This window comes from Natronorubrum halobium (assembly GCF_051351675.1).
Lineage (GTDB): Archaea > Halobacteriota > Halobacteria > Halobacteriales > Natrialbaceae > Natronorubrum.
In genome coordinates this window covers 597,928-611,168 of sequence record NZ_CP195596.1, presented here as the reverse complement: position 1 = coordinate 611,168, position 13,241 = coordinate 597,928, and the positions used below count along the sequence as shown (strand labels likewise).

11 protein-coding genes and 1 pseudogene are annotated in these 13,241 nt (G+C 56.1%); 7 read left to right on the top strand and 5 right to left on the bottom strand.

The genetic code is table 11. The features are described 5' to 3' along the window. Positions 1–55 precede the first annotated feature (55 nt). Both ACSFC7_RS26725 and ACSFC7_RS26720 read right to left on the bottom strand, forming a co-directional pair. A complete protein-coding gene (locus ACSFC7_RS26725; protein ID WP_436348386.1) occupies positions 56–793 on the bottom strand; it encodes an HAD family hydrolase in 738 nt (245 codons plus the stop codon). Between the two features lie 561 nt (positions 794–1,354). Continuing rightward, entirely contained in the window at positions 1,355–1,519 is a 165-nt protein-coding gene (locus ACSFC7_RS26720) for a hypothetical protein (RefSeq protein WP_436348385.1), read from the bottom strand. Between the two features lie 196 nt (positions 1,520–1,715). Here ACSFC7_RS26720 and ACSFC7_RS26715 point away from each other — a divergent pair, with 196 nt between their 5' ends. The 4 genes from ACSFC7_RS26715 (at position 1,716) to ACSFC7_RS26700 (ending at position 5,188) form a co-directional block, all read left to right on the top strand. Further along, positions 1,716–2,096 carry a VOC family protein gene (locus ACSFC7_RS26715; protein ID WP_436348384.1) on the top strand — a complete coding sequence of 127 codons (381 nt, stop codon included), beginning with the start codon at positions 1,716–1,718 and terminating at the stop codon, positions 2,094–2,096. A 155-nt stretch (positions 2,097–2,251) separates the two neighbouring features. Further along, positions 2,252–2,764, top strand: coding sequence for a Rieske (2Fe-2S) protein (locus ACSFC7_RS26710; protein ID WP_436348382.1), 513 nt, complete (start codon positions 2,252–2,254; stop codon positions 2,762–2,764). 122 nt (positions 2,765–2,886) lie between these two features. Beyond that, positions 2,887–3,939, top strand: a complete 1,053-nt coding sequence (locus ACSFC7_RS26705; RefSeq protein ID WP_436348380.1) for an amidohydrolase family protein — start codon at positions 2,887–2,889, stop codon at positions 3,937–3,939. A 340-nt stretch (positions 3,940–4,279) separates the two neighbouring features. Continuing rightward, positions 4,280–5,188: a GRP family sugar transporter gene (locus ACSFC7_RS26700; protein WP_436348379.1), complete on the top strand. Its 909-nt coding sequence runs from the start codon at positions 4,280–4,282 to the stop codon at positions 5,186–5,188. Positions 5,189–5,203: 15 nt separating this feature from the next. Here ACSFC7_RS26700 and ACSFC7_RS26695 read toward each other — a convergent pair whose 3' ends face one another. Next, positions 5,204–5,629 (bottom strand): universal stress protein, encoded by a 426-nt coding sequence (locus ACSFC7_RS26695; RefSeq protein ID WP_436348378.1) that lies wholly within the window; start codon positions 5,627–5,629, stop codon positions 5,204–5,206. A 92-nt stretch (positions 5,630–5,721) separates the two neighbouring features. On the opposite strand from ACSFC7_RS26695, the pseudogene ACSFC7_RS26690 reads away from it, so the two are divergent. Then, positions 5,722–6,273, top strand: a pseudogene (locus ACSFC7_RS26690) (IS6 family transposase); the annotation flags it as partial. Positions 6,274–6,621: 348 nt separating this feature from the next. Here the strand turns inward: ACSFC7_RS26690 and ACSFC7_RS26685 are convergent. Beyond that, positions 6,622–8,175: an AMP-binding protein gene (locus ACSFC7_RS26685; RefSeq protein ID WP_436348376.1), complete on the bottom strand. Its 1,554-nt coding sequence runs from the start codon at positions 8,173–8,175 to the stop codon at positions 6,622–6,624. A gap of 185 nt (positions 8,176–8,360) precedes the next feature. Between ACSFC7_RS26685 and ACSFC7_RS26680 the strand changes: the two genes are divergently transcribed. Together ACSFC7_RS26680 and ACSFC7_RS26675 are read left to right on the top strand one after the other, a co-directional pair. Continuing rightward, positions 8,361–9,461, top strand: coding sequence for a TAXI family TRAP transporter solute-binding subunit (locus tag ACSFC7_RS26680; RefSeq protein WP_436348374.1), 1,101 nt, complete (start codon positions 8,361–8,363; stop codon positions 9,459–9,461). A gap of 64 nt (positions 9,462–9,525) precedes the next feature. Continuing rightward, a complete protein-coding gene (locus ACSFC7_RS26675; RefSeq protein WP_436348372.1) occupies positions 9,526–11,598 on the top strand; it encodes a TRAP transporter permease in 2,073 nt (690 codons plus the stop codon). A gap of 324 nt (positions 11,599–11,922) precedes the next feature. Here the strand turns inward: ACSFC7_RS26675 and ACSFC7_RS26670 are convergent, their stop codons facing one another. Then, positions 11,923–13,020 carry an amidohydrolase family protein gene (locus ACSFC7_RS26670; protein ID WP_436348370.1) on the bottom strand — a complete coding sequence of 366 codons (1,098 nt, stop codon included), beginning with the start codon at positions 13,018–13,020 and terminating at the stop codon, positions 11,923–11,925. Positions 13,021–13,241 lie beyond the last annotated feature (221 nt).

Sequence of the window (13,241 nt, the reverse complement as noted above, 5' to 3'; positions counted from 1 at the left end):
GAATTGACGTCCGACTTCGGGAGAGACCACTTTCGACTACGACTGTCGGAGGGACTCATTCCACCCGGACTCCGGGTTCCGTTCGTTCGGGAGGCGTGAGCTCGCCGTCTTCGAGCATATCGGCTAATTCCATCAGATCGGAGACAACGTAGTGGGGGTCTCTCTGGGGTTCAACCCACTCCTGTTCGGGACGGTTAAGATAGGCGCATTTCATTCCGAACGACATCGCGCCATTGACGTCGAAGATCGGTGCCGCACAGTAGAGGACCTCGTCGGCATCCATGCCGTTCTGTTCCAGCACCCACCGGTAGGCGTTCGGACTCGGTTTGATGTGACCGGCGTCCTCCATGGTTCCGACGAAGTCGGGTTCCATGTCGAGCTTATCGACCATCATATCCAGATACTCGCTTTCGACGTTCGAGAACGTCCATACCTCCGTGTACTCCTGTTGTTTGGCGAGCGCTTCGCTGGCTTCTTCGAACGGGTATACCTCCTCGTAGAGGTCAGTGAAGTAGCTCATATCGCTCGGGTCACCGTCGATACCGTAGTAATTGAACGTATCGACGAGCCCGTCTCTGATGCAGGGATTCAGATCCCGATACTCCGAAAACGCCGCTCTGTGGAAATACCCGCCCATATAGCTCGCCCATCGATCGCGAAACGCGTGTCGGTCGACATCGGCGCTATATTCTTCTAATATCTGATCGATGGCCTGCATCCACTGATCGTGCCAGTCGAAAATCGTCGTCTTCGAGTCGTAAAATATCGCTTTTGGATAGTCGTTTGTTGACATCGCATACGTAACAATGCGAGTATAGGACAAAAAGGTTGGTGCGTCTGCGGAGTGTCGGGGTTCGTCTCGATCGTGATTCCGTTCGCCTCCGGCGTCGATCGTATCGCTCTCGTCGCCGACGGAATCTTCGCGACGATCGCCCCTCACGCGCTAACGCCGTTTCCGTCGGAAGTCACCGATACCGCTCACCTCGTCTCCGTTCTGATCAGGACGATCGACGGGGTCAGCTACGCTCGGTCGGGGAAACTGGTAGGCAGTAACGGCCGACTGTCGGCGATGATCCTCAGTGCGACGAGTGTTCTTGACACAACCGCGGGTGCCTCGCCCGCGTGTCGCAGCCTGTTCAGCGTTCTGCTCGCTGTACGGGTCGCGCTGACCGGTGTCTCCCTCTTGTACGGTCGGACCCGCGGCCTCTCGTCATTCACCAACATCGACGTCTCGACAGACGGTGAAGAATCGTCTTCTCGGCCGTCGAGCCGACACTCGGTGCCGCGTCTGGATCTCTCGGCAACGTCGAACCCTACTCGGCTTCCGACGCCAGTCACGCTCCCTAGCCGGAAGTTACGAGCTGCAGACTCCGTTTCGTTCTAGTTCGCGTCGATCACCGGTCTCCCACTGTTCCTCGATGCCGTCGAAGGGTGCCCGGTCGCTTCCCGTATCGATCCGACTCGTCTCGAGATTCCGCTCGGTGTCCTCCTGATCTCGACGGGGTTCTTCTCCGATCATGTGAACGCAACTCCGATACCGGACTATCGAACTCGTGTGAGTCTCCGGCGAGGCTCCTATAGGACCTGATCGGCCATATTTCGGATTACTGATACGGCTGGTCGGGATGCCGTCTCCTTTCGATTCGCGAATCCGAACTCTAGCCTCAGTCACCGGTAGACTCAACCTATTTGTACCGCGGTACCGAAGGCCCGGTATGCCAGTAACCAAACTAGATCATCTGGTACTCTACGTCGAGAATATCGACCGAGCGGTCGAATTCTACACCGAGTTCGATGGCATCGAATCCGGATCGTTTGGCGACGATCGAAAGTACTTGGACATCGGTGACGAGTGGATTAACCTGCGACAGACGAGCGATTCGAAATTGGTCGCGGACAGGCCGACGGCCGGGGCTGCCGATCTGTGTTTACTGACGGACACACCAATCGACGAAATACAGACGGTCCTTCGCGACCGCGGAATCGACGTGCTCAAGGGCCCGGTTCACCGATCGGGCGCCTCAGGACTACTCCTCTCGGTCTATTTCCGCGACCCTGAGGGGAATCTCGTCGAGTTCGCCAACCGCCGTGAGTGACACCTCGCGATCGAATTTTCCCGGCACTGTGGACCAGTACGGTAGAGAAGAGTTTATTATCGTTGACGCAAAATAGGGATACACGCCATGTTGGATGCTATGTACAGACACGGGTGTAACGTGTTATCAACGGTCGAATGGACTGAGGGACGGCAATGAGTACGGCAACTACCCGCCACGAAATCTGTCCTGTCGGCGAAATCCTTCCCGGTGATCGGAAAATCGTCGAAATCGACGGGTTGTCTATCGGCATCTTCAATGTCGATGGAGATTTTCACGCGCTGGCGAACGTCTGTCCGCACCAGCTCGCCGACCTGTGTCGCGGTCCGCTCGGCGGTCATCTCACGGCGCCGTCTGTCGGGGAGTACGAGATGCAACGCGAGGGCGAGATCGTCCGCTGTCCGCGACACGGCTGGGCGTTCGACGTTATCTCTGGCGAATCCGTATTCAATCCCCACTTGCAGACGAGGACGTTCGACGTCGAAGTCGAGCACTCCGACGGCAATCGGCCGGACGTCGACGGAGAGTCCTGTGGTGACCGTAGCTGTAGCAGAGGGGCGGAAGGGGAGGCCGATGAACAGTACGGAACCGAACTGTCTGGATCGGAACCACCGGTCGACACGTACGAAGTAACTGTCGAAGACCACGTGGTCGTCCTCTACGTGTGATCCACTCCGTTACCAATGAATTCCACAACCGGGGCTGACCGAGTACTGCAGCGGACCCATAGTGAACGTCGGCCGGCGGCTACCGAACACCAGAGACTGACTACTGTCGAAGGGAAAATCCAATGACTCGAGACACACCGATCGTAGACTGTGACGTCCACACCAGAACCATTCCCGAAGAAGTGATCGAGGAAAAGCTTCCACCGAGATATGCGGGGCGGGGGCTGACGCTTCCGACGCCGGGCTACGCGAACCCCCACGGTCGAACCATTACTGACTTCGAAGACGATCCGAAAGCGCCCGGACGGTTCGGTCCGGCGGACGTCGTAGAAAACCACCTCGATGAATACGGTATCGAATACGGTATCGTCACGGGTTCGACGTTGATGATGTCGGTCGCCCTTCATCCGAACCGCGACTACGCCGCCGAGGTGGCTCGCGTTCACAACGAGTACGTTGCCGAAACTTGGCTTCCAGCCGACGATCGGTTTCGGGGATCGGTTCTCGTCGCACCGCAGGCTCCTGAGAGGGCCGTCGAACAGATCGAGGAGTACGGTCCGCGCGACGGTTTCGTCCAAGTCATCATGGCGAGCATGAGCGACGAGGCGTACGGCCATCCGAAGTTCTGGCCCGTCTACGAGGCCGCGGAAAAACACGATCTCCCGGTCGCGATCCACACATCGAACGACGGTGCGGGGCTCTCGAGTCCAGCTACTCCAGGCCAACCGACAAACTACTTCTCTTGGCATAACATGATTCCCGCCGGATACATGGGACATGTTAACAGTTTGATCGTCGAGGGCGTTTTCGACGAGTTCCCCGGTCTCACATTCGTTTGCGTCGAGGGCGGTTTCGCCTGGGTTCCCCACCTCATGTGGCGAATGGACAAGAACTGGAAGGGGCTCCGTGAGCAGGCTCCTTGGCTCGAAAACCCGCCGAGTCGATACATTCGGGATCACGTTCGGTTTACCACGCAGCCGGTCGCAGAGCCGGAGAACGACGACCATCTCTTGCAAATCTTAGAGATGATGCACGCCGACGAGACGCTGATGTTTTCCGCGGATTACCCCCATTGGGACACGGACGATCCACGACTCATCTTACCCAACGACACTCCGACTTCCTTTCGCGACCGGATCATGCACGGAAACGCTCAGGACGTGTACGACCTGTAAATCCCGAGCCCCGCCCTCGTCCGGGACGGTGAGACGCTTTTCGCCGAGAGTTCTGAGAATGACGGTGATCGGGTCCACCTCGGCGAGAACGTAGTAACCCGCAAATCACCGAACTGATCGGAAGAACGAACAGCGGGACTTCGCGAGACGGGTGACGTCGATTACGACCGCAGAGCAGCGGTCGTCTGAATCTCCAACGCAGCGAGGGGACCACCGTCGGTGAATCGGATTCGAGGCGTCGATTCAAGCATGCTGAATCGGTGGCCATCGTAGTCGGACGGTCGCTGCCGGTCCGCTCGTAACTAGTTATAAATATATCCTCACGGTATATATCGAACGAATGGTGGATATAGGTCATTTACTGGCGGTCTCTATCGCCCTCGGTGCCGCGATCGCGAGCGCGACGCAGAATCTCTGTATCCGGGTCGGAACCGATAGGGGAACGGTGTCGGATGCGACGTTAATCGTGATGGGAGTGAATCTGCTGGCGCTAATTCCGGCAATCCTCGTCATCTACTACCCCGATTACGGTCTCACACGGTTCTCCTGGCTCTCGTTTATCGTTGCCGGGCTTCTGGGTACCTTACTGGGGCGATTGTTTACTTACATGAGTATCGAACGGATCGGTGCGAGTCGTACAGCACCAATTGTCGCGTCGTGGGCCCTTATCGCGACGGTATTGGGCGTTCTCGTTCTCGGCGAAGAACTCACCACGGTACACATGGTAGGAATCGTCTTCGTTATCTTCGGGGTTTCCGCAATCGCCTGGGAAACGGGCCAAGAGAACCCGGATAACTTGTCGAAACGGGAACTACTCATGGGGTTGCTCATCCCGTTCGCGGCGGCGCTCGCGATCGGTGTCGAACCAATCTTCGCCAACTTCGGTTTCCGGGAAGGGACTCCCGCACCGGTCGGCCTTGGCATCAAAACGGTCTGTGCGACGGCCGGATTCGTTCTCTACTTGCGTCTGGACGGAGCACTTCCCGGACGCGAACTGCTAACGGCGTCCAATACGAAGTGGTTCGCTGCCGCCGGCGTCGGAAACACGCTCTTTCTGATTGGCTACTACGTCGCACTTGATCTCGCACCGGTCAACGTCGTCGCGCCCATTATCGTCACTAACACGCTGTTCGTTGTCCTCCTCTCCGCTCTCTTCATGCCTCAGCGACTCGAAACCGTGAGTTGGCGACTCGGTATCGCCGCAGCGATCGTCGTCGTCGGTGTCGTACTAATTACCGCATTTGGATAGAGACACCGGCGGTCGCTATTCCGTCATCGTGATGGAGACCGGTCTCTCCGTCGAGAGGAGGACCGACTGGGTCACGCTCCCGAACAGTACTTTTCCCGTCGGCGAACGTTTGCGCCCCGCCATAGCGATAAGGTCCGCGTCAATCTCGTCGGCGACCTGCAGGATGGTCTCGGTCGGATCCCCATGTTCGCGGCGAACGGTCGTTTCTACTCCCTCCGTATCCAGCATTTCACGGGCGGCAGCGACGCTTTCGGGAACGTCCTCTTCGTCGAAGAGAGACTCCGAGTCGATCTGTCCACCTTCGTCCGCCGCTTCGAACTCTTCGAAGACGTTCAGTATCGTGACGGAAAGCTTCTGATTAGCCGGCTGATCGAGTATCGTTTCTGCGGCCCGTTTCGCCCGTTCTACGCTGGTGTCAACCGGTAGCAATACGCGGTACATAGCGGTAGTATGCGCGTATCCCCCTTAAGTTTAAGCAGCCAACTGATGGTGGTGTCAAGTTAGGAACGAGGCGGTCGAAAATTCGGGTGCTCATGACCGAAACCGACCGCCTCATCGAATCTACTGACTGGATTGAGTTGGAGTTTGTGCAGCGAGAGCGGACACCCCGCGAGATAATTGAAAAGGGTATTCGCCACCATCTGGCGGGATTATCACTTTCAAATACAGGAACTCTCCTCGAGGATTGGGGTGTCGAACGCAGTCGGACAGCAGTTCATAACTGGGTGCAGAAGGCTGATCTACAGCCGAGAGGCGGTGAGTGCTCGGATCGAGTAGCGGTCGATCAGAAGTCGATCCGGATCAATGACGAGCAGTACTGGCTGTACGCCGCAGTCGATTCCAGAAACCAATCGAATTCCCCATTCATGGCTGTTTCTGGCGTATACGATCACGATTTCGCGAGAATTTCTCACTGAGTTGGCCGAGAACCACGACGTCAGAGACGCCGTGTTTCGCGTCGATGATGCCGACGATCTCATCGGTGGACTCCGCCGAGAAGGACTAGCTACCGCATTCAACCACACGGCTGTAGAAATCAGGTCGAACGTGTTTTTCACGAGGTAGAGCGACTGGCCTCTTCGTTCTGACGTGAGCCCGTTCTCTACGGACTTCAATAGTCAATCTGTATTTCACCTCGCATGCTGCTTCAGACCCTCTCTCCGTCGAATCACTAGTCGTTCTCTCAAGGGAAACGATCGGGTGTTGTGACGCGATTGCCTGTTACGAAACGGAATTCCTACCCAGATGCGTTATCACAGCCGACAAAATCGAAAAGTAATGTCGAAATCTGAGTATATATGCATGTGTGTGTTTACAACCATACGGATGTAAATATATCATAACCAATACTACATTAAATCCGTTATCCGATTCGTTTCGTGTTAACGAACAGAGTTGGCGTCACGGAACGATAGACTGGTCGGTACTCGTTTTCAGGTGCGGTCCAGTCCGAGTTTGTCCATGGTCTCGAGTCGATCTATCTTCCCGCTGGCCGTTTTCTCGATCGACTCGACAGTGTAGTAATCGCGCGGGCGTTCGTGGTCTGCGATCTTGTCGCTTTCGAGACACCATTGGTCGAGTTTCGATTCGCTCGGCGGGTCTCGATAGCTCTCGATGATCGCCGTGACGCGTTCTCCATACTCTTCGCTCGGTACGCCGACGACGATCGCGTTCTTGACGTCCGGATGGTCACCGAGTGCTTCTTCGATTGGGGCCGGCATAATCTTCACCCCTTTGGACTTGATCATGAAGTCCGAGCGGCCCTCGATGTAGAGGTATCCCTCCTCGTCCTTATAGCCGAGGTCGCCGGACCTCCACCAACCCTGGTCGAACTCCTCTGCGGTCTTCTCGCTGTCACCCCATACCCAGACTGGACAGTCGGGACTCTTGACGACGATCTCTCCGGTCTCGTTTGAGGGAAGCTCTTCGTCGAGCGGCCCGTCCGGTTCGATGATACGAACTTCCGTACCTGACTGCGGTTTCCCGACACTCTCGATCCGCTCTTCGGTCAACTCCTCATTATAAAGGACCGTCGAGTGGATCTCCGTCGATCCGTAGGACTGGCTAACGGTCTCGCAGATTCGGTCGCGGAGCTGACGGAGCGTCGTCGAGCTGAGCTTTTCACCGGTCGAGGTTATCATCTCTAACGACGAGAGATCGTACGACTCCGGATCGGTATCGAGCACTTCACGCCACATCGTCGGGACCAGCGTCGACTGAGTGATCCTCTTCTCCTCAACGACTTCAAGCCACTTCTCCGGATTCCAGTTCCGAAGATAGTACATGGATTCGGCACCGAGTGTCGATTTCGTAAAGAGACTAAACCAGACGAGGAACGACGGTTTGTTCACGGTCAGTATCTGACCGGTTCGGTCAAATCCCGGACGCGTAGCCAGCTCCACTCCCTTTAGATACATCGATCGATTCGTGTGACACCACCCCTTCGGTACGCCGGTACTCCCCGACGTCCAACCGATCACGACGATATCGTCTTCGTTGACGAGGACGTCCGGCTCCTCCATCGTCGTCCCCTCAAGGAACGATTCAGCCGACTCCTCGTACTCGCGAGTCGGCTCACCGAGAACGACTACCGTTGAAACCGATCTGAGAACGTCTGTATTGACCTTCTCTGCGAACGAATCGGCGAGCGATTCGTCGACGACAACGACACGCGGACGCGTCTCCGTGAGACAGTGACGTAACGCCTGAGCGGAGCTATTGGTGTGGAGATTGGTGATGATACATCCCGCCTTCAGTGCACCGTTTACGAACTGTGTGTGATCGACTGACGCATTGCAGTAGTAGGCAACTCGGTCCCCTCTATTCACGTACCTGAGGAAGCCGTTTGCTGCCCGTAGACTTTCACGTTCGAATTCACCCCATGTGACGGACCCGTCGGCGTCTTCGAAAGCGATATCGTCGCTACTCTTCGCTGCGTTCTGTGCTGACAAGTCTTTGATCGGGGGGAGTTCGTTATTTATTCTCATTTGTTATAAACTCGCACGGTAGCGAGTATCGTGAAGATGATGTTTGGGGTCGCATATAAATTGCGGTGATAAGTACGGCCAGAAAGACGTAGAATCAACGGAATCAGCTATTTTACTTCCCTCTCTTCGAAATCCATAACAGCGGGCCGAGATAAATATATATCCCCTATTACACCCTTTATCCGATGGTTTTATATCAACGTGTAGTGTTACACAGAAACAGATCTAATGGCAACATGAGACAAGAACTCACTACAGATCGGCGTAACTTCTTAAAAGGTGCAAGCGCAGTCGGCGCAGTCAGTGTCGCTGGCCTCGCCGGTTGTTTAGGAGAAGGCGGAAACGAAAGCGAACTAGTTGTCGGTACGGCAGCCTCGTCAACAGCGAATTACGCCGCGATGCAAGGGTTCGGTTCAGCGGTGAACGAGAACACGGACGACGTATATCTCGACGTGCGCCCAAACGACGGAATGGCGGCCAACATCGGTGCCCTGAACCGAGGCGAGATGGACCTCGCGTTGCTGACGGACTACAACGCGATGTTGATTGAACGCGGTGAAGACGAATACGACGACATCAATTACGACCTCACACAGCTACTGAAAACGGCGACTACCGAGTGGATTCTGGTGTCTAACGACGACGGCATCACATCGTACGATGACATCGATGCGGACACCAGCGTGTCTGCGGGTCCGTCGGGTACCGCAGTGATGGACTACTTCATCGAGATTATGGATCTCCTCGATATCGAGTTCGATGAAACGCCGGTCGGGTTCGGTGATATGGGGTCCGCCCTTGAGGAGGGGCGGATAGACGTCGGCCTTTCGGCGACTAATAACGCGCCGACGGCCGACGAAGAAGAGGATACCGGGTTGATCTCTCCGGGATGGGTCCAGCAGTTGCAAGGGACGTCCGACGTGCATCCACTCGATATGGACGACGATCAGTTCCAGATCGTTGCCGATGAATTCACCACGTTCGATATCGATTCGGAACTGCTTGAGGGATACGCCAGTACCCCGGATAGTGTTCCAGGAATGGTCCAAACTACGTACCTGTGCGCGCCGGCCGATGCCGATGGTGAGTTGATTACGGCGATGATGGAAACCGCGTGGGACCAACGCGAGGACATGGGAACGTACCACGACTTCCTCTCGTACCACCAGTTCGATGAACACTGGACGCGCTTCAGTTTCGAAGGGTTCCCGTTCCACGACGCTGCCGCTGACTTCTACGAGGAAGTCGGACTCTGGGAAGACGACCTCGAGCGAGCATCGGAGTAATAGACCTCTATCGATATTACGACACATCCATGACAACTAACACGAATTGGAGAGAGGGGTCCGTATGAATTGGACCGATCGGAAGTCGCTCCATCGGTTCGGAGAGGGGACCATTTGGGTTCTCGGAGTAGCGATGTCGTTGCTCTTGATCTACTACGCCTACTCGCTGTACGGCGTTCGAACCCAACATGCCAATCTCGTCCTCGGGCTGAGTATGGCAATCTACTACATGGTCCAGTTCAGGGACATCTACAGCCGAGAATCTGACTCCGGTGCTGTCGACGAGGACAACGTAGCCGTGCCGCTGTTCAAGTACCTTCGGATTGAACGATATCTGCCACAGGTAGACGCCGGATCGAAACGCGTCTGGTTGACGGTTAGCCGGTCATATGAGAGGATAAAGCCGGCACTATACCTCACCCTCGCAGCATTGTCGCTAGCGACGGCGTTCTACATCCAGATTCATTTTTCTCGGCTACTCAACGAGGCACCGATCGCCGGAAACACGCAACTCGATTTCCTCGTCGGCGCCATCGTTATCGTGTTAGTAACGGACGTCACGACGCGCGCCTTCGGGAAGATCATGGGTGCCGTCGTCGTCGTCGGAATACTCTTCGGCTTCATGGGTCCTTATCTTCCCGGACTATTCTACCACGGCGGGCTCGGGACGGAACAGATGATCAGAATCTCCGCGATCGGTCTCAGCGGCGTCTACGGCTTCATCCTCGAAATCGGTGCCACCTGGGTCGCGATTTTCCTCCTGTTGGCGGGGTTCGCGAAGTCCTACGGTATCCTCGAATATACCGTCGAGGTCAGTCAGGAGGTGAGTAAACTAACTCGAACGGGAATCGTCCACATCGCCGTTGTCGCGAGTCTCGGATTCGGATCGATCACGGGAAGCGGCGCTGCGAACACTGCGACGACCGGTAACTTCACCATTCCGATGATGAAGAAGCAGGGCGTCGACAAGGCGTACGCCGGTGCGATCGAGACGGTTGCGTCTATCGGTGGCCAATTGGTCCCACCGATCATGGGCGTCGCAGCGTTCATCATGGCGGACCTCGTCGGCGTCCCGTACATCTCGATCGTCCAGGCGGGGCTGATCCCGGCGTTCCTGTTCTACTTCAGTATCGTCGTCGCCGTCCAGCTCCTAATCTTCAAGCACGGCTGGACGTCGAACAAGTCGGGCAATATCGACCGCCGCCTCTTCCTCGAGGCAATCTGGTACCTAGTTCCGTTCGCGGTCCTCATCTACCTCCTCGCAGTGCTACGGTTCAGTCCGCTGATTTCCGGGTATTACACGGTCCTAACGATGATCGGAATCTTCTTCGTTAAAACGATATTCGAGCGGGGGAAAATCGGCGCGAAGGAGGCGACCACCAAGACCGTCGATGGCCTTCGGCAAGGCGCCGTCGACATGGCCCCGCTGATCGCCGTTCTAGGATCGATCGGGATCCTGATCGAAGTGCTGACCCAGACTGGATTCGCTCAGCGGTTGAGCACGTTCATGGTCGGGCTCGCCGGCGGAAGTCTGCTCCTGTTGCTCGTGTTGGCGATGATTGTAAGTCTCCTGTTCGGCCTTGGAATGCCGGCACCGGCGGCGTATATCCTCACCGCCTCGCTGGCGGCGACCGCGATGGTCGGGTTCGGCGTCAGGGACATCGCCGCCCACATGTTCGTGTTTTACTTTGCACTCTATGCGTCGTTTACTCCACCGGTGGGACCATCGACGATCATCGCGGCGAAACTGGCGGAGGCGACGTATCTCGAGACGGCGAAACAGTCGATGCGACTCGCCTTCCCGGGATTCCTGATTCCGTTCGTGTTCATCGCTAACGACTCACTGATTTACTGGGAGAGCCCGGTGACGATTCTACTGTTCCTGACGACGATCGTCTGCGTCACTGGACTCTGCATGAGTATGTTCGCGTTCGACGGCAGGAACCACCTCACGGTGGTTCACCGAGTCGTTTTCCTGGCACTCTCTCTGCTGGGGATGTTCGGAACCTATATCGGCCTGTTCGATTCGTACCTGTATCAGGTCGCAACGGCCGGTGTCTTGACGATGCTGGTGGCTGTGAGCTACTTCATCTCTCCGGACATACACAAGTCGGGGATGACGGCCCGCTCCGACTAGCTTCTTCCGTTCTCCCGTTCCGGAAACCGGTATGCTTGTCCCGTCACGGATAACTCCGATGGCTCGTCGATTGGGACGAAACCAGTCATGAGACAGTCTTCGGGGACGAGGATCGATTTAAAGCGGACGCTCAAGGAGAGTCGTCCCCTCTCGATCAGGTCGATCACGTTCCCTTCCGGTCTCGAATAGTTCTGCGCGAAGCTATCGATTTTTGCGTCTCTCGTCCGACGAACATCGCCGGAACATCAGCGGATCGGTATTATTGCGCTACCCGCGTTCGTGACCCCGGCACGAAAATAGCGGCAGTCGACCGCGTTCGGTTCTTCAGTCTCGGTCGAGATACTCGGGAAATAGCCGTGTGTGGGGCGGATCGATATCATACAGTTCACAGAAGTTCCCTCCGAGAATCAAATTGAGTTCGTCCTGCGGAATGTTGTCTTCTCGAGCGAGTTTGTCCAGTTCGCGGAGGCTGGTCCCCCAGTAGTCGGCCATGTGAGCGGGGACGCCGCGGTCCTCGAACTGCTCCCACCGCATCGACGGGAAGTCCGATTCGTTCTTCGAGTCGTGACCTTCTGCGACCGCAGAGGCGCCCCAGTCCGTTCCCCACAGCAATTGTTCCGGACCGATGTTCGGATCGTTCAGCGGCCGGCGCATAATGTCTTCCCACCAGAGTCCGATCTCCAGATAGACGTTGTCGTACTGGGCTGCGACCATACACGCGCGCTCTACGTTGTATTTCCAGTGGCCCTGGATGCCGCCGTGTTCGAAGACCAGATCGACGTCGGGATACTCCGCGAGGATGTCGGCCGCATTGTAGGGATCGCGGTAGTCGGGAAGTTTGTCCTGTTCACGGAGGCCGCCTCCTTGATATCCCGACGCTGCGCCGGGATGCCATCGGATCGGAACGTCGTGTTTCGCGGCGAGGTCGAAAAAGGGGCGGAGTTGTTCTTTCCGTTCTTGCCACGTCATTCGCTCCTCGAGATTCGGATCGTGGGGGAGGAATTCACCGATTCCGACGAACCCGTCCCACGAGAGCACTTCGTCGAGTTCTTCGACAGCCGCCTCGATCGTCCACTCTTCCTCTCCTCTGAGAGCTTTCTTTTTCGTCTGGACCGGGAACCCACAGGCGACGAACTTATCGGGATTCTCTTCGATAATTTGTCGATTGATTTCGTTGTTCATCCCGAACGCGGGGAGTAGCATGCACATGTCGACGCCATATGCGTCCATGTCGTACAGCAACCGCTCCGAATTGTCATAGACGATGACAGTATCGTCTTCGTTTGCCTCGTCGGCGGGAACCGCGGTGTGCATGAGTTCACCGAGCCGGGAGTACATCTCTTCCTCGTCGCTGTCCTGAAATCGTACTGCATGGCGTTGAGCGTGGACGTGGGTATCCACGACGAAGCGTCCCATCTTCATGTTTCATGATACACTGTATCACGGGGTCTAATAACTCTTCTCTTAAGATTAGCTAACATCTCGTTCATATATATTAATAGATAGTATTAAATTCGAGGCAGGTATCTATGTGTAGTTTCGGGACGTTTCGGGAACGAAAACAGCGGGTAGACGGACAGTCGAAAGCTTTTAGACGGTGATGAGTATATAGTTGTGTGTGATGAACAGACAAGGACCAACTG

Coding starts and splice junctions, on each gene's coding strand:
- ACSFC7_RS26720 (WP_436348385.1), bottom strand. CDS start 1,519: ATGATCGGAGAAGAACCCCGTCGAGATCAGGAGGACACCGAGCGGAAT.
- ACSFC7_RS26695 (WP_436348378.1), bottom strand. CDS start 5,629: ATGTACCGCGTATTGCTACCGGTTGACACCAGCGTAGAACGGGCGAAA.
- ACSFC7_RS26715 (WP_436348384.1), top strand. CDS start 1,716: ATGCCAGTAACCAAACTAGATCATCTGGTACTCTACGTCGAGAATATC.
- ACSFC7_RS26705 (WP_436348380.1), top strand. CDS start 2,887: ATGACTCGAGACACACCGATCGTAGACTGTGACGTCCACACCAGAACC.
- ACSFC7_RS26670 (WP_436348370.1), bottom strand. CDS start 13,020: ATGAAGATGGGACGCTTCGTCGTGGATACCCACGTCCACGCTCAACGC.
- ACSFC7_RS26725 (WP_436348386.1), bottom strand. CDS start 793: ATGTCAACAAACGACTATCCAAAAGCGATATTTTACGACTCGAAGACG.
- ACSFC7_RS26710 (WP_436348382.1), top strand. CDS start 2,252: ATGAGTACGGCAACTACCCGCCACGAAATCTGTCCTGTCGGCGAAATC.
- ACSFC7_RS26685 (WP_436348376.1), bottom strand. CDS start 8,175: ATGAGAATAAATAACGAACTCCCCCCGATCAAAGACTTGTCAGCACAG.
- ACSFC7_RS26675 (WP_436348372.1), top strand. CDS start 9,526: ATGAATTGGACCGATCGGAAGTCGCTCCATCGGTTCGGAGAGGGGACC.
- ACSFC7_RS26700 (WP_436348379.1), top strand. CDS start 4,280: ATGGTGGATATAGGTCATTTACTGGCGGTCTCTATCGCCCTCGGTGCC.
- ACSFC7_RS26680 (WP_436348374.1), top strand. CDS start 8,361: ATGGTTTTATATCAACGTGTAGTGTTACACAGAAACAGATCTAATGGC.